General features: G+C 62.6%; 15 protein-coding genes. 8 read left to right on the top strand and 7 right to left on the bottom strand.

Features of this window, described 5'->3' with window-relative positions; translation table 11 throughout:
- Nucleotides 1-30: 30 nt before the first annotated feature.
- The 3 genes from HZR20_RS03070 to rnz form a co-directional block, all read right to left on the bottom strand.
- Nucleotides 31-405, bottom strand: a complete 375-nt coding sequence (locus HZR20_RS03070; RefSeq protein ID WP_181685130.1) for a VOC family protein — start codon at nt 403-405, stop codon at nt 31-33.
- Between the two features lie 61 nt (nt 406-466).
- On the bottom strand, nt 467-1,618 hold the full coding sequence (locus HZR20_RS03065) for a sensor histidine kinase (RefSeq protein WP_181685129.1): 1,152 nt from the start codon (nt 1,616-1,618) through the stop codon (nt 467-469).
- A 118-nt stretch (nt 1,619-1,736) separates the two neighbouring features.
- On the bottom strand, nt 1,737-2,660 hold the full coding sequence (rnz, locus tag HZR20_RS03060) for a ribonuclease Z (RefSeq protein WP_181685128.1): 924 nt from the start codon (nt 2,658-2,660) through the stop codon (nt 1,737-1,739).
- Between the two features lie 136 nt (nt 2,661-2,796).
- Here rnz and HZR20_RS03055 point away from each other — a divergent pair, with 136 nt between their 5' ends.
- The 5 genes from HZR20_RS03055 to HZR20_RS03040 all read left to right on the top strand — a co-directional run bounded on the left by HZR20_RS03055 (nt 2,797) and on the right by HZR20_RS03040 (nt 6,797).
- On the top strand, nt 2,797-3,933 hold the full coding sequence (locus HZR20_RS03055; protein WP_181685127.1) for a DUF4382 domain-containing protein: 1,137 nt from the start codon (nt 2,797-2,799) through the stop codon (nt 3,931-3,933).
- A gap of 470 nt (nt 3,934-4,403) precedes the next feature.
- The gene (locus tag HZR20_RS03050) at nt 4,404-4,550 is read left to right on the top strand and encodes a rubrerythrin-like domain-containing protein (protein ID WP_181685126.1); all 147 of its coding nucleotides are present in this window, start codon (nt 4,404-4,406) and stop codon (nt 4,548-4,550) included.
- 402 nt (nt 4,551-4,952) lie between these two features.
- On the top strand, nt 4,953-5,222 hold the full coding sequence (locus tag HZR20_RS14325; RefSeq protein WP_220132631.1) for a hypothetical protein: 270 nt from the start codon (nt 4,953-4,955) through the stop codon (nt 5,220-5,222).
- A gap of 113 nt (nt 5,223-5,335) precedes the next feature.
- A complete protein-coding gene (locus tag HZR20_RS03045; RefSeq protein ID WP_181685125.1) occupies nt 5,336-6,001 on the top strand; it encodes a potassium channel family protein in 666 nt (221 codons plus the stop codon).
- A 328-nt stretch (nt 6,002-6,329) separates the two neighbouring features.
- Nucleotides 6,330-6,797 carry a DUF7384 family protein gene (locus HZR20_RS03040; RefSeq protein WP_181685124.1) on the top strand — a complete coding sequence of 156 codons (468 nt, stop codon included), beginning with the start codon at nt 6,330-6,332 and terminating at the stop codon, nt 6,795-6,797.
- 66 nt (nt 6,798-6,863) lie between these two features.
- Here the strand turns inward: HZR20_RS03040 and lrp are convergent, their stop codons facing one another.
- On the bottom strand, nt 6,864-7,322 hold the full coding sequence (gene lrp / locus HZR20_RS03035) for an HTH-type transcriptional regulator Lrp (protein ID WP_181685123.1): 459 nt from the start codon (nt 7,320-7,322) through the stop codon (nt 6,864-6,866).
- Nucleotides 7,323-7,448: 126 nt separating this feature from the next.
- Here lrp and glnA point away from each other — a divergent pair, with 126 nt between their 5' ends.
- Nucleotides 7,449-8,819, top strand: coding sequence for a type I glutamate--ammonia ligase (glnA, locus tag HZR20_RS03030; RefSeq protein ID WP_181685122.1), 1,371 nt, complete (start codon nt 7,449-7,451; stop codon nt 8,817-8,819).
- A gap of 21 nt (nt 8,820-8,840) precedes the next feature.
- Here the strand turns inward: glnA and HZR20_RS03025 are convergent, their stop codons facing one another.
- Nucleotides 8,841-9,680 (bottom strand): phosphatase PAP2 family protein, encoded by an 840-nt coding sequence (locus tag HZR20_RS03025; protein WP_181685121.1) that lies wholly within the window; start codon nt 9,678-9,680, stop codon nt 8,841-8,843.
- Nucleotides 9,681-9,683: 3 nt separating this feature from the next.
- Entirely contained in the window at nt 9,684-10,958 is a 1,275-nt protein-coding gene (locus HZR20_RS03020; RefSeq protein ID WP_181685120.1) for a YihY/virulence factor BrkB family protein, read from the bottom strand.
- A 132-nt stretch (nt 10,959-11,090) separates the two neighbouring features.
- Between HZR20_RS03020 and HZR20_RS03015 the strand changes: the two genes are divergently transcribed.
- Nucleotides 11,091-11,480 carry a hypothetical protein gene (locus HZR20_RS03015; RefSeq protein ID WP_181685119.1) on the top strand — a complete coding sequence of 130 codons (390 nt, stop codon included), beginning with the start codon at nt 11,091-11,093 and terminating at the stop codon, nt 11,478-11,480.
- Nucleotides 11,481-11,526: 46 nt separating this feature from the next.
- Here HZR20_RS03015 and HZR20_RS03010 read toward each other — a convergent pair whose 3' ends face one another.
- Nucleotides 11,527-12,648, bottom strand: a complete 1,122-nt coding sequence (locus tag HZR20_RS03010) for a tRNA (guanine(26)-N(2))-dimethyltransferase (RefSeq protein ID WP_181685118.1) — start codon at nt 12,646-12,648, stop codon at nt 11,527-11,529.
- Nucleotides 12,649-13,066: 418 nt separating this feature from the next.
- Here HZR20_RS03010 and HZR20_RS03005 point away from each other — a divergent pair, with 418 nt between their 5' ends.
- Nucleotides 13,067-14,362: a twin-arginine translocation signal domain-containing protein gene (locus HZR20_RS03005; RefSeq protein WP_181685117.1), complete on the top strand. Its 1,296-nt coding sequence runs from the start codon at nt 13,067-13,069 to the stop codon at nt 14,360-14,362.
- Nucleotides 14,363-14,486 lie beyond the last annotated feature (124 nt).

The raw sequence follows: 14,486 nt of genomic DNA, 5'->3' as shown, positions 1-14,486 counted from the left end.
AAGTATAAACGCCGCGGCGTCGCGCCCTTTTCACTCATCGAGCGGTCGGTAGAACTCCACGGTATGTCCGTCTGGATCTTCGACGAACGTTGCCTTGGCTTCAGCAGCCGGAACGATATGTGGCTCGGTGACGACTGAACCGCCGGCTTCTCGGGCCTGCTCGGCGACCGCCTGGACATCCTCGACGAGGAACGCCACGTGGTCAGTGTCGGCTCGTGAGGGGGCGATTGGCGTCGTTCGGGTCGGATCGTGCTTGAGTTGCACTTCGCCGTCGCCGGCGTTGAGGTAGACGTTCTCGACGCCGTCGAGCGTGAACGAACCGGTCCGTTCGAATCCCAGATCTACATAGAACGATAGCGAGCGATCCAGATCCGACACCCAGAGTGCGACGTGTGCGAGGTTCATGCCGGGACAATTCCCGTTCCTGACGGAAGACGCTAACGGCCCATTGTCCAGTCTGCGTGTGTTACTCGGTGTCTCCGTCGGCAACTGGCAACTGGACGGTCACGACCGTGCCCGTGGGATCGCGATCTGCGAAGGAAATCGATCCGCCGTAGCGATCGACGAGCATCCCGACGATGTACAGGCCCAGCCCCGACTGGTCATCCACTTCGTGGTCGTCAGGGTTCAATGCGGCCGCGCGCTCGGCCGGCGGGATGCCCGGGCCGTTGTCGGCTACCGAGACAGTCACTTTGCCGTCACTCGTTTCCACCAATACTTCGACGGACGGGTTTTCCCGGTCGTTGTGTTCGACGGCGTTCGTGAGCAGGTTGTGGAAGATCGTCGAGAGGAGTTCGTCGGCAGGGATGGCGACGTCCGGAAGCTCGTCGTCGACAACGATCGTCGCCCGGCGATAGACCTCTCGTGCGTTGTCGATCTGGGTTTCGAGGACCCGTTCAAGCGAGATCCGACGGCCGGTCGACCGATTGTCCTCACCCAGCGACGCGACGAACGCCCGGACCTGCTCGGTTAGTTGGATCGCCTCCTCGGTGGTTCGTTGGACGCGACCGAAATACTCCTCTCCGCCGTCTTCGACGTAACTCTCTAGATGGCCGGTCATGCCACTGATGATCTGGAGGTCGTTGCCGATGTCGTGGCGGACGATCCGGTTGAGCAAGGCGAGCTTCTCCCGCTCGTCGGCAAGCTGTTTGCGTTCGGCCTCGAGTTCGCGCCGACGCTGCTGGCTTTGTGCGTCGTATCGACCGACGAGTAAACCGCCGATCCCACCGACCGATGCCAGCCCGCTGACGACGACGGCAATGTCGGCCAATTGGACGCCGGCGGACAACTGATAGCCCACGAGACCAAGCGCAGAGAACGCGCCGAAGGCGGTCCCGAGAAACCACCACACTGCCACGGCGACCGCCAATTCGCCGTCGAAATCACTTTTGGCGAGCCAGTATCCACTGGCGAGGATAATCAGTCCGAACGTCATCGGCACGACGGTTCCGAGTAGCGGCGCCGTGACGCGGCCCGTACCGACGGCCCGAGCCAGCGGTACGACGACCGCGGCTAGGCCGGCTGCAGCGATGAACCAGGCACTGGCGAGACGAATCCCCCACGGTGACGCGGCGTCGAGGCCTCGTGCGACGAGCGCATCGGCCCGCTGCTTGGCCATTACACTGTATTTTGGCCACAGCGAAGTAACTGTTCTGACTTCGAGACAGCGGCGGCTGCTGTCTCCTGATTTGGGTCTGTTGGGTGCTGATGGCGGCGTTTCGCCCCGTCCGGGTCCCTCACTTGCTGTCGGGGAACGGGATCTCGAGCCGCTGGCCGTCTTCGGCGACGAACGCGCCCTCGCCAAACGTCTCGCGTGCCTCTGCTTCGAGGCGATGGCCCTGCCCGGCGTAGCGCGTCGAGACGTGCGTGAGTGCAAGTCGCTTCGCCCCAGCCTCGGCGGCCAGCGTCGCCGCCTCGCGAGCCGTCGAGTGACCGGTCCCGGCCGCCCGTTCGGCGCGATCGGCCGCGAACGTGCCGTCGTGGATCAACAGATCCGCTTTCTCGCTTTCCCGCCTGACGGCAGCGACCGGCCGTGTATCGCCCGTGTAGACGACGGTCCGTCCGGGGCGTGGGGGCCCGACAACTTCCTCGGGCTGGATCGTCCGACCGTCGTGTTCGACAGGCGTTCCCTCGTGGAGCTTCGAGTATTTCGGGCCGGGTGCAATCCCGAGTTCTGCCTCTGCCTTTTGGCGGTCGAACCGTCCCTTGCGATCGTCCTCTTCGAGGACGTACCCGATCGAGCGCGTCCGATGCTCGGTCTCGATCGCCTGAACTTCGTACTCGTCGGCGTCGAGCACGACATCTCCCGGCCGATTCTGGGTGATTCGAAGGGGATAGGACGGTCGATCGCCGGTCGCCCCGATCAGATCTTCCAGTCGAGACCGCGTGCCGTGAGGTGCGTGGATCGCCAGCGGGGCCTCGCGGTCGTTGAAATCCATCGTCTGCAACAGGCCCGGAATCCCCAGGACGTGATCGCCGTGGAGATGGCTGATGAAGATGTGTGCGACGTCAAAGCCCGTCCCAAAGTGCATCATCTGACGCTGGGTTCCCTCGCCACAGTCAAAGAGCAGGCGCTCGCCCTCCCGAGACAGCATGATTGCAGAGGGATTGCGTTCGGTCGTCGGCACCGCACCGCTAGTCCCCAGAAACGTCACGCGCATTATCTTCCCGTCGCCCGCCGAAGGCTAAACGCCCTTCGAATCGGTCGAGCGGTAATCGTTCATCTCCGTTCAACTGCGTAAACGATCCGAACGACGAATCGCATTTATGAATCAGTCGATCGTACGCTCGACTCCAATGAACCGAACTGTCATCGCCGTATTCCTGGCGCTGACGATGGTCCTCGCCGGCTGCTCGACTGGCGTGTCGAGTCCGTCAGTCACGGGTGACGGACTCCCGGGCGACGCCACGTCGACGGTCGCTGAGGACGCCAGTGAGGCGACTGATGGAACGAGCGACGACGGGTCCGGGGCCGTCGGGTCGGTGGCGATGTACATCAGCGACGAACGCAACGCTATCGACCAGTTTGCCCACCTCAACGTCACGATCACTCATGTCGGGTTCAAACCGGCTGCGTCCGATGGTAACGACGCGCCGCGGACGACACCTGAGAACGCGACCGTGGACACCCAGACGATCGACAACGGGACGGCTGAAACCGGCGTCGACGAGACGGAGTCCGGCGAGTTCGAAACCACTGCGGACGCTGCAACCGAGACGGGCGAGGACGGCGACAGTGAGCGAGCGGGCTGGCTCGAACGTGACGTCGAGGTTCGGAGTGTCGATCTGACGCGCCTCCAGGGACCGAATGCGACGCTGCTGGGCAATCTCTCCGTCCCGGCTGACGAATACACGACCATCTTCGTCTCCGTCAGCGAGATCGAGGGGACTCTCCAGTCCGGCGAGGAAGTGACCGTCAAACTACCGAGCCAGAAACTCCATCTGAATCGGGGATTCACGCTGAGCGAGGGCGAGTCGGTGTCGTTCGTGTTCGATCTGACGGTCTTCGAAGCGGGCAACAGCGGGAAGTACATCCTCAAGCCAGTCGTCAGCGAGTCCGGGCCGGACCAGGAGATCGACCGTGTCGACGACGATCGCGGTGCCAGTGACCGGGACGCCGACCGCGACCGTGATCGCCTCGAAGCACGCTTCGCCGGCCCTGTCGAACCCGGCGAGAACGCGACGGTCGTCGTATCCCAGAACGGCTCGGCGGTCGTGAACGCGACTGTCAGCGCCGACGATCAGTCCGTCGAGACGACGAACGCTTCCGGACTGGCCACCGTCAGCGTTCCGGCCGAGGCGACCGAATTCGAACTGGAAATCGTCACGGACGAGGCCGAGACAACTCTCTCCTGGGAAGCCAAGACAGATACCGGCGACAATGAGGACGGAGCAGGACCGCCTGACGATCCGGGAACTGCTACCGACGAGTAGCGAACCCTGTGCCGACGGCACGCGTTGTTGTTTCTCGCACCACATCGAGAATACGGAGCGAAACTGTGACGGCCCAGCACACGGGATCGCTCTCTTCGACGGCAATGTGTCGCGACGGTCGTCGAATCCTCACCGCGATGGCGTCGCTAACATTCGGCCACCACACACGGCACAGGCAACGGGTCGCCGTTCTCCTGTCGTTTCCCAGCCACACTTGGCACACTCGAACGTGTACGGGTGGTCGTCGTTCTCACCCATCTCACCCACTCTCTGTGTTTCCTCATAAATGAGTGTTGATATCGGCGGTAGTTACCGGAGATGCCTTGGTCGGCGAACGTCCCGGAACCGATTCAGAAACCGAACGAAACTACCCTTATTCTCGGATGATCGTGGGTAATTCGACGATTCGTATATACTCCTTAGTGAATTTAAGGAAAGCACCTATCTGTGTCAAATGGTACCACATAGATATGGTACCGCAAGACCCGTATCCCCGATCCGGCGCCCGACGGTACGAGTGTCGATCCTGTCTGTCGGTCGTCGTTGCCGACGAGCGGGTGACGGACTGTCCCGACTGTGGCGGACGCGTACAGAACGTTTCCGTCCCCCGGGAGTAACGCGACTCACAGTGGAGTCACGCCCACTCTCGGGCCATCATTTCCGTAGGTGTCTTCCCGCGACCGGGGCTTTCTGGATTGTCAGACGATGCCCGTTCATTGTAGAACAGTCTGAATAGTAGGACATACACAGCTATTTTCGAGAGTAATACGAATGTACATCTACTTTTTGCGCTGCAAGTATAGCACCATGGCGAAGCCTTTTTACTACCTGGTGCTTGGGAACTCGTATCGGAGGTGATGTGAACGCACCACATAAACTATCGTCGTCCAGCAGACACGTACTGTGACCCTCGGTAGAACTCGTGAACGACTGTCCCTCTCTTCGAGTGTAACCCTGTCACCCACCTGCCACAGCCTGAATTCGATCGCCACATCGCGCTTGTGATCCGGTACACCTCTATGGGCCTCCGCCTGGCGGCCCTGGAGAACCCGGTTTTTCGTGACGGTGGCGATCAGTTTTCCATGCGGATCGGCATGCCAGTCGCTGCTCCCGCCATCGGCGAGGGGCGGGTCGAGGACCTGACTGATCGACTGGGCAATCGAGACCACTCGCCAGCAGTCGCTGATCGAGGCCGACCGCGGGACGATCCCGGTCGAGCACGGAACGGTCACGTTCGATTTCGACCCGTTCGAGGGCAAGACGATTGGCCTGCACCTGCCCGAGAGTGACTCGCTTGATGGGTCTTCCGTAGATACGTCTGATTTCCCAGACAGTGACCACCGTCTCTCCGTCGGTTGCAGCGAGGGGAGCGTTTTTAGGTGTGGTGGCACTTCACACAGGTATGTACTTCGTCATCGTCGGGTTCGGGCGCGTCGGGATGCGCACCGCCAGGGTGCTCCGGGAGGAGGACCACGACGTCACGATCGTCGAGATCGACGCCAAGCGAGCCGAGCGCGCCCGCGAGGAGGGCTTCGAGACGGTTCTTGGGGATTGCACCGATACGGATACACTGGAGGCAGCAGGCATCGTCGAAGCGGACGCGATCGCGGGCCTGACGGGCGATCTCAACGCCAACTTCGCCGCCTGCATGATCGGCAACGAGCACGACTGTCGGACTGTCCTCCGCATCGACGCGGACTACCGCGAGGAACTGTACGACAACTACGCCAGCGAGGTCGACGAAGTCATCTACCCCGAGCGGCTGGGTGCCGCGGGCGCGAAGACGGCCATGCTCGGTGGCGATTTCGACGTCCTGGCTGATCTCACTGAGAACTTGACGGTCACATCGGTTCGCATTCCGGCGGATTCGCCGGTGGTGGGTGATCGTGTGGTCACTCTCGATTTGCCCGGTTCTGCGCAGGTCTACGCGCACGGCCGGGACGACGAACCGATGTCGATCCCACTGCCCAGAACTGCGATCGAACCCGGCGATCGCCTCGCGATTACTGCCCCACCCGAGGATATCGAGGAGATCCGCACTCATCTGGCTCCCGCGGCCGACGCTTGAGACGCCCGTCTGTCGTCATTTCAGTCCCGGACGGGCGATCGAGTTATTGCTCTCCGCTCGGGCGCATCGAAAGAGGGTGGGTGCCCGGGCGCGCTTTGGGAGGATGGGAAAACGACGAGGCCGTCGATGCGCGCCCACTCCAACTGCCCGGTGGAGCGTACAAAAAACTGCGTCAGACGACTGCATGACGGCTCGGTGATCCGAGGGCTTTTGCCTGTCAGCACCGACAAGCAGGATATGGACTCTTGGGGTGTGTTGTTCGACCGGGCGGATGACGCCGAGACGTCCGTCGAAGTGATCTGCCAGCGACTGGCGACCCACCGGGCCGATGACAGTGAGTGATCCCACGCGCCTCGTCGCCGACGCCGACGTTTTGGCGGCTGATCTGCTGGTCGGCGGCCAGGCCCGTCGGGTGATGGACCATATTCGTGAACACGACTGGCTGGCACTTCTCGCCAGCGACGCCCTTCTCGACGACGCCGAGGCTGTGATCGCGGACATCTCCGGGCCGTCACTGGCCACTGACTGGCGTGACCGAATCGATCGTGAATGCCACCTGGTCGCCCATCCGGACGGGGACCATCCGGCGCTGGCATCGGCTGTCGCTGGCGACGCCGGGCACGTCCTCTCTTTTGATGAGCAACTCACTGGCGCTAGGGCTGGCGTCGCGCTCCGCAAATATACGATCAGCGTCCGGTCGCCAGCGGCGTTCCTGGCTGTGTTCGATGCCCCAGCGCTATACGAGGCGACGGTCGGCGACGACTATTCCGGTCCTGATCGTGATCCGCGACAGTGAGGGCTGCAAAACGAGCGGGACTGTCACGTCGGGACTCGATCTACGCTGCTGGTTCGATCGCGATGCTCACTGCTCGACGTCGAGTCCGAATTGCTCGTGCTCGACGGCCGCGTTGAGCACGACGCTGGTGTTTGACTCCTTGATCTCGGGGTCGGTGAGGAGGCTCTTGATCTCGGCGTTCATGTCGTCGGTGTCGGCGAACTTCCCGATCGCGATGATGTCGTGATCGCCCGTCACCTCGTAGACGCTCGTCATCTGGTCGAGTTCTTCGAGTCGGTCCGTGACTTCGGGCAGCGCACTTCCTTCGACTTTCAACTGGAGGATCGCCGTAACGTCGTAGCCGATCTTGTCGTAGTTGACTTTCGGCGTATACCCCTGGATGATCCCCTGTTCTTCGAGATCCGTGAGGTGGTTTGAGACGGTGGTGACCGAGACGTCGAGGTCGTCGGCGAGGCTCCGGAGACTCGCCCGGCCATCCTCAAGTAGTTCGTTGATGAGCTTGCGGTCGAGATTTTCGTACGTCATTGGCGTCACCGACGGCTTCCTCCCATTAGAATTTTACGAACATCCAATTCTCGAAGAGACACGGAAGATTTGCGCAGAGCGGCAGGGTTTTTATAACGGGGGTACAGTTCAGGAGTGACGAGAAAGATGACAAACGATCAGCTCACAGACGGCGGGTTATCCGCCGAGGCCGACGCAGTACTCGAAGAGATTGACGAGAAGAACGTCGACTTCCTGCGGTTGCAGTTCACGGACATCCTGGGGACGGTCAAGAACGTCTCGATCACGGCCGATCAGGCCGAGAAGGCATTCACCGAGGGGATCTATTTCGACGGCTCCTCGATCGACGGCTTCGTCCGGATTCAGGAATCGGACATGCGCCTCGATCCGGATCCGTCGACCTTTTCGTTGCTCCCGTGGCGCCAGAGTGAGGACAGTGCGGCAGCCCGTCTCATCTGTGACGTGATCAACACCTCGACCGGCGAACCGTTCGAGGGCGATCCGCGTGGGATCCTCAAAAACGCCATCGATCGCGCCAACGAGATGGGCTACGAGGTCAACGTCGCGCCCGAACCCGAGTTCTTCCTCTTCGAGGAGGACGAAGACGGTCGCGCGACGACCAAAACGAACGATGTCGGTGGCTACTTCGACCTCGCACCGAAAGACCTCGCGAGCGACGTTCGCCGTGACATCATCTTCGGCTTAGAGGACATGGGCTTCGACATCGAAGCCTCCCACCACGAGGTTGCCGAGGGTCAACACGAGATCAACTTCACCTACGACGACGCCCTGTCGACGGCGGACAACGTCGCGACCTTCCGGTCGGTCGTCCGCGCCATCGCGGCCGAACACGACCTCCACGCCACGTTCATGCCCAAGCCGATCCCGAAGATCAACGGCTCGGGGATGCACACCCACATTTCGTTGTTCACCGAGGACGGCGAGAACGCGTTCCACGACGATGACGACGAGTTCGACCTGAGCGGGACTGCAAAGGAGTTCCTCGCGGGTATTCTCGACCACGCCCCCGCGATCACGGCCATCACGAACCCGACCGTCAACAGCTACAAGCGCCTCGTGCCGGGCTATGAAGCCCCCGTCTACGTCGCGTGGTCGGACCGGAACCGCTCGGCGCTGATCCGCAAGCCCGCGGCCCGCGTGCCCGCCGCCAGCCGGATCGAGGCGCGCTTCCCCGACCCCTCCTCGAACCCGTACCTGGCCTTTGCGGCGCTCATCCACGCCGGACTGGACGGCATCGAGCGGGGCATCGACTGCCCCGATCCGGTCCGGGAGAACATCTACGAGTTCGACGAGGCGAAACGCGAAGAGTACGGCATCGACACGTTGCCAGAGAACCTCGGCGAGGCACTGGACGCCCTCGAAGACGACGAGGTCATCCTCGACGCACTCGGCCCGCACACGGGCGAGAAGTTCCTCCAGGCGAAACGTCAGGAGCACAAGGAGTACCTCGTTGACGTCTCCGAGTGGGAACTCGATCGCTACCTCGAGACGTTCTGAGACGAGCCATCGGATCGCTTTTCACTCGTTTTTAGGGGAGTCGCCGACGACCAGCGGCGCGACGACGATACCGAACCCACCACCGGCGGCGACGAGCGCCACCGCGACCTGGGACAGCCCAATCTGGAGTGTGAACAGCCCCGTCAGTGCGAGCAATCCGCCGGTTGCGATCGCGACCCGCCGGTAACTCGGTCGTCCGGCTTGGGTCAGTTCCCAGCCGAGAAACCCACCGAGGGCGAGGCCCGCGGCAAGCAGTCCGTCCGTATCCAGTTCGACCAGCAGTGGACTCCCGGCCCCGATCGCGCCCGCCAATGCGAAGGTCCGCCGGGGTGTTCGAAGCACCCGGATCGCGACGGCGAGGTAGACGAGGCCGAGCGCGATCCCGACGGTCACTTCGAGCGGCCGGTGGACGCCCAGAGCCACTCGTGAGGCGGCGATCGCGGTGATCGCGCCTGCAGCGAGGACGAGTGGTCGTCGATCGTCGTCGGCCAGCACCCACGCCAGGCCGATCCAGCCGACGGCCGCGCCCGTGGCGTGGCCACTCGGGAAGGCGTAGCCGCCAGGACCGACGACCCAGGTGTAGATCGATTCGACGGCCCTTCCCATGCCGTCACTGCCGGGCAGGGTGGCCGCGCCCCCTGGGCGAGTAATTGCGAGCCCTGTCTTCAGGGCGGCTATCAACGCGAGTGCGCCGGCAATCACTGCCAGGAGCAGTGCCCCCTGTCGGCGGTCGAGTCCACCGCGAGGGAATCGGTCGCCGAACAGGTAGGCGGCGACGCCGACGGTTCCGATCAGCAGTGGGTCACCGAGCAGCGTCACACCGGCGACGGCGAGCCACGCCGCAGAGACGGGGTCGAGCACGGATCAGTTGCGCCAGTCTCGAATCCGATCCAGCAGGCGGCCCGGCGCGCCCAGGAGTGTGATCGTCGTGCCGACCAGCACCATCAGCGCGTACAGACCCAGCGTCGACAGCCAGATCACTAGCATGGCGAGGATCGCCCAGCCGCCACCCAGGAAGTAGAAGGCCCCCAGCGTCATGACCGTCCCGTACAGCAAGACGAGGTACGGCCCCCAGCCGTGGGCGTGGCCGCGACGGACGCGCCGGCGGACGTACCGCTTGAGGTCGCCTTCGAAGCCGTCCCGATCGACGGTGCGGTCGTCGATCTCGGCTTCGAGGCGCTCGACTTCGGCGCGTAACTGTTCGACCTCCGCGGACTGGTCGGACGCGGCGGCGTCAGTTGCGGTATCGCCGTTTCCCCCGCGGTCCAGCCCGTCGGTCGCATCGCCCGCCGCGTCCTTGCTCCCGGTCATTCTCGGCTCTATCCCGGATGTCTGGGGCGATCCAAGTTGTAATTGCCGGTCTTGCCCCGCAAGGACGGCGTTGACGACGCCCCCGAGCAGCAGAATCGTTGCCCCGAAGTACAGCCAGGTGACGAACAGCAGTGCGCCGGCAACGACGCCGTACACCTCGAACTGACCCGCGTTTGCGGCATACACCCGGAAAATGATGCTCAGTACCGTCCACCCGACGGCCCCGGTGATCGCCCCCGGGACCGCTTCGCGGAGTCCGACCGACGTGGCCGGGAGGACGACGTATACCGGCAGTAAAATGACCGATAATGCGACAATGACCGCACCCGTCTGGGCGACCCCGGCGAATGCGATGCCCGATTCTGAGAGGAGGACTGTCCCGGCGACGACGGTGCTCACTCCGATTCCCAACGCGAGTAATGCGAGGGCCGCCCTCCGTAACTGGCCGAGGAACGTTTCCTCGTCGGCGGTGCCGTAGATCGTCCCGAACGCCATCGTGAGGCCGCGAAAGACGCGCAAGCCACTCCAGGCCAGGACGCCGACACCGACGACGGTCGCGCTAGCACGCCCGTTCTCGCTTGCTAGCGTTCCCCGGAGTAACTCGCGACCACTGGGCGAGAGTACACTGCTGACTGTCCCGAGGACTTCTTCGGCGATCGCATCGCCACCCAGCAGTGAGCCGATGGCGACGACCAGCAACACCAGCGGGAACACCGAGACGAACGCATAATAGGCGGTGCCAGCCGCCAGAAATGATAGTCGGGACTCCCGGACGGTGGTGACGATCCCCCGGGTGGTCCCGATCACGCCACGAACCCGATGAGACATGTCTCACGTTCCGGCCGGCCACGACAAAACCGCTTGGTTGGGTTCCACTCTCTGTCCTTTGGTTGGGGCGTCAACCAACCTGTCCCTTTCCGGAGCGAAAACTGGTTACGTCAGGCTTCCGGATCTGGTGGTATGAACCAGCGACTGGTCTGGCGCATCCGCCAGGTCACCGGCGCGGGCTTTGTCGGCGGCCTCCTGTTAGTCGGATTCGGACTGGCAGGGATTTCCGGGTTGCTACCACTTTCGATCGCCCTGATCGGCATTGGTCTCGTCGGCACGGCACTGCGCCATCACCTCTATGGCCTGCTCGACAATCGAGCCTTTGCCGCATATCTGACTTCCCTTCCCGCTGGCCCACTGGTTGCTGGACTCGTCCTGTTGGTGTTTTCCGGGGCGTCGCCGGGTGAACTTCAGACGCTTGGCGGCGTCGTTGGCCTACTGGCGCTCCTCAATCACCTGTTGCGTCCGATTTACGGCCTGGTGTCCCTCGTCGTCACTCGCCTCTCGCATGCGCTGGCCTGAGTAGGCGGTCCCGCTGCGTACGCACCGCCACCATCAACACCGCGGGCTACAGTTCCGTTGTCGCCGTTCGGATCGCCTCGACGTCGGCGTCTGTTTTGAACGTCGTGCCGCCGTAGTGGGTTCGACTGGCGTCGTATCCGGCTTCCCGGAGCGCCACGAGAAAGTCGTCCATGGCCATCGCCGACCGATCCCAGCGTTTACACAGCCGATGCTGATCGTAGTGGGTCGGTTCGTCCAGTTCTACAGAGAGCGTTTCGAGTAGCTCTTCTGCACGGTCGAGACTTCCCATCGTCTCGTCGAGGTATGCTTGGACCCCATCGAGGAACGCGGACTCCCGGGTCGGCCCGAGCCACAGCGGCCCCGCCGTCTGGAGGTGATTGCCGCAGTGGGGACAGCTTTCGGGTGGGTCAGCAACGAGCCCATCCGCCGTTGATCGATGCAGGCAGTGCTGACAGTGGTGGACGTGCCCGAGTTGGGCGATCGCGTCGTCAGCCACCTGGGCGCCGTAGTCGAATTCAAGGTACGTGCGAACGTAGTGATCGCTCGCGTGGGTGAGGATGGGTTGGGCCGCGACGTCGTAGCGTGCGGCGGTCCGCACCAACGCACCAAGGAGAATCCGGACCGCCATCTCGCCGTGGTACTCGGTGTTTCGCGGGATGGCGCTGTAGGAGCGGACGCCGCTGTTGAAGTGGGCTCCACACAGGGGCGCGAGGTCGGTCGCCGTTACCGCGAGTAGGCGACTCGCGCTGTTGATCGCGGCGTCGGCAAAGGGGATCGGCGTCCCGAACGGATCCAGGTCGACGATGTCGAATTGCGCTTCGTGCATGAGGGCGTTGGCGTTGCGGTGGACGACGTCGCCCGCAAGCTCATTGCGTGCGAGGTTCGCCCGACAGCGTTCGACGGCGTCACGATCGACGTCACACAGCGTCGTCTCGAAGCCGTTTGCGGCCGCCCGCACGCCGCGGATGCCGCTTGCAGCCGTCGCGTCGAGGTACGATTCGACGGGGTGTTCGTCGAGAGCGTCGATCCGCTCGCGATAGGCGCGGATTGCGGCGACCGTCAGGTCGCGATTCAATTCCTGGTCGGGATTGAAAAAGACAACGTCGCCGACACCTGCTTCGGCCTGCTTGGGGACATCGACGGTTACCCGTCCCTCCGTGACGCGCATATTCTCGCTGGGCCGGCCGTGAGGAAAAGCCCCTCGCTCTCGGACATCCCGGAGTGATTAGCTGGCCGCGTCTCTCGACAGACGCGCCACGCATCACTTAATGAACTGACTTTTATATTCTATTTGAACATAAGTATCGCGAGGGTGCTCGCCGCGGTGACATATGCAACATAAAAATGTTGGGGTCGACAGAACGACGGTTCGACTATTGACCCGACAGACTACATTCCGGGGGGCGGCGAAAATCCCGGTCCAGACTGCATGATGGGTCACTTTTCACCGCCGTACTGCGAGTATAAACACGCCGATCGCTCCGCTCGACCGCCCGCCAGGGCGACGATCGCTCCCATGCCAACTCGTTTTAAATATCATGATAGACCCCCTCCATTTATAACTATATGGAATATATAAGTAATTGATGTCGCACGACACGACCAGGCGGACGTTCCTGCAGGGGATCGGCGCGACTGTAGCAACCGCGGGTATTGCCGGAACGGCAAGCGCCTACGAGCCTCGTTCGGCGACGCGGTTTGCGCAGTTTAACATCGAGAACCTCGAAACGTCGCAGGTTCAGGAGTCCGAGTCTAGTTTCTACGAAGACAGCTCCGGCGACGAACAGGCAGCTGCGGCCGCGGAACTCATTCAGGAGGTCCGACCGGACGTCATCGTCATCAACGAGCTGACGAACAATATTCAGCAGGGCAAAAAGACGGATACGACCAATATCCGGGCGTTCATCGACAACTATCTCCGGGTACCACAACGGGATGATCTGGACCCGATCCCGTTCCCGTACACCCACCAACCGCCGGTCAACACTGGTGTTCTCCCGGAAGATGATTACGACTTCAACAAAGACGGAAGCGCGGGCGAGCGGCCCGGTGACGCGTACGGGTTCGGGTTCTTCCCCGGGCAGTACGGGATGGCGATCGCCAGCCAGTACCCCATTCTGGAGTCTGATATCAGGTCCTTCCAGAAGTTCCGCTGGGCGGACATGCCGAACAACCTGATGCCCCTCGACGATGGTTCGATGGACCTCAATGAGGACGGCATCTACCTGACGCCCGATGAGACAGACGAGTTCCGTCTCTCCTCGAAGACCCACATCGACGTCCCGGTCCGGGTGGACGGTGAGCCAATCCACGTCCTCTCGTCGCATCCGACGCCGCCACAGTACGACGGACCGAACAACTTCAACGGCCGCTGGAACCACGACGAGGTCCGGTTCTGGGCGGATTACGTCGCCAATGCCGAATACATCTACGACGACGACGGCAACGAGGGCGGACTCGACGACGATCGCTACGTCCTCATGGGTGATCAAAACGCCGCGGTGACGGGCGCTCGAATACTGAAACCGGCTCACGCGTTCTTCCGGGAAAACGCCGACTTCTACACGGAGGAACTCCCGAGCAGTCCCGGCGGTGAGAGCCTTGGCAAACCGCATGCGACCCGCATCCGAGGGCCACGACCCGGCCAGTCCGGTGAGGGCGATACCACTGTTGCCCAACTAGATCGCGTGCTGCCCTCTCCCGCGCTCTCCTACGAGGATGGCGGCGTCGTCTGGCCCAAACCGAGCGACAGCCGGATCGACACGGTCCGAGCCGCGTCTGACCACCGGATGGTCTGGGCCGATCTCGAATCCCCTTCCCAGTCGCCCGGCGTCGGCACACTGCTGCAAGCTCTTCGATCGGATTCGTCATCTGACGACTAACTCCGGCACACTGTCGGCGTTACCGGACACGTATTGCCGCGTTGTCCACTGTTTTGTGTCACTGGTCCCGACGGGTCGATTCGCGAGGTGGCGCTTTGCTTTTGTCTCGTTGGCTGGACAGTCG

The organism is Halorhabdus salina (assembly GCF_013839425.1).
GTDB classification, from domain to species: domain Archaea; phylum Halobacteriota; class Halobacteria; order Halobacteriales; family Haloarculaceae; genus Halorhabdus; species Halorhabdus salina.
Note: the sequence above shows the minus strand (reverse complement) of the source record. Positions and strands in the feature narration are given on the sequence as shown.

Bases quoted from the DNA above. Each gene is read 5' to 3' on its own strand.
- HZR20_RS03070 (WP_181685130.1), bottom strand. From the start codon at position 405: ATGAACCTCGCACACGTCGCACTCTGGGTGTCGGATCTGGATCGCTCG.
- HZR20_RS03065 (WP_181685129.1), bottom strand. From the start codon at position 1,618: ATGGCCAAGCAGCGGGCCGATGCGCTCGTCGCACGAGGCCTCGACGCC.
- rnz (WP_181685128.1), bottom strand. From the start codon at position 2,660: ATGCGCGTGACGTTTCTGGGGACTAGCGGTGCGGTGCCGACGACCGAA.
- HZR20_RS03055 (WP_181685127.1), top strand. From the start codon at position 2,797: ATGAACCGAACTGTCATCGCCGTATTCCTGGCGCTGACGATGGTCCTC.
- HZR20_RS03050 (WP_181685126.1), top strand. From the start codon at position 4,404: ATGGTACCGCAAGACCCGTATCCCCGATCCGGCGCCCGACGGTACGAG.
- HZR20_RS14325 (WP_220132631.1), top strand. From the start codon at position 4,953: ATGGGCCTCCGCCTGGCGGCCCTGGAGAACCCGGTTTTTCGTGACGGT.
- HZR20_RS03045 (WP_181685125.1), top strand. From the start codon at position 5,336: ATGTACTTCGTCATCGTCGGGTTCGGGCGCGTCGGGATGCGCACCGCC.
- HZR20_RS03040 (WP_181685124.1), top strand. From the start codon at position 6,330: ATGACAGTGAGTGATCCCACGCGCCTCGTCGCCGACGCCGACGTTTTG.
- lrp (WP_181685123.1), bottom strand. From the start codon at position 7,322: ATGACGTACGAAAATCTCGACCGCAAGCTCATCAACGAACTACTTGAG.
- glnA (WP_181685122.1), top strand. From the start codon at position 7,449: ATGACAAACGATCAGCTCACAGACGGCGGGTTATCCGCCGAGGCCGAC.
- HZR20_RS03020 (WP_181685120.1), bottom strand. From the start codon at position 10,958: ATGTCTCATCGGGTTCGTGGCGTGATCGGGACCACCCGGGGGATCGTC.
- HZR20_RS03015 (WP_181685119.1), top strand. From the start codon at position 11,091: ATGAACCAGCGACTGGTCTGGCGCATCCGCCAGGTCACCGGCGCGGGC.
- HZR20_RS03010 (WP_181685118.1), bottom strand. From the start codon at position 12,648: ATGCGCGTCACGGAGGGACGGGTAACCGTCGATGTCCCCAAGCAGGCC.
- HZR20_RS03005 (WP_181685117.1), top strand. From the start codon at position 13,067: ATGTCGCACGACACGACCAGGCGGACGTTCCTGCAGGGGATCGGCGCG.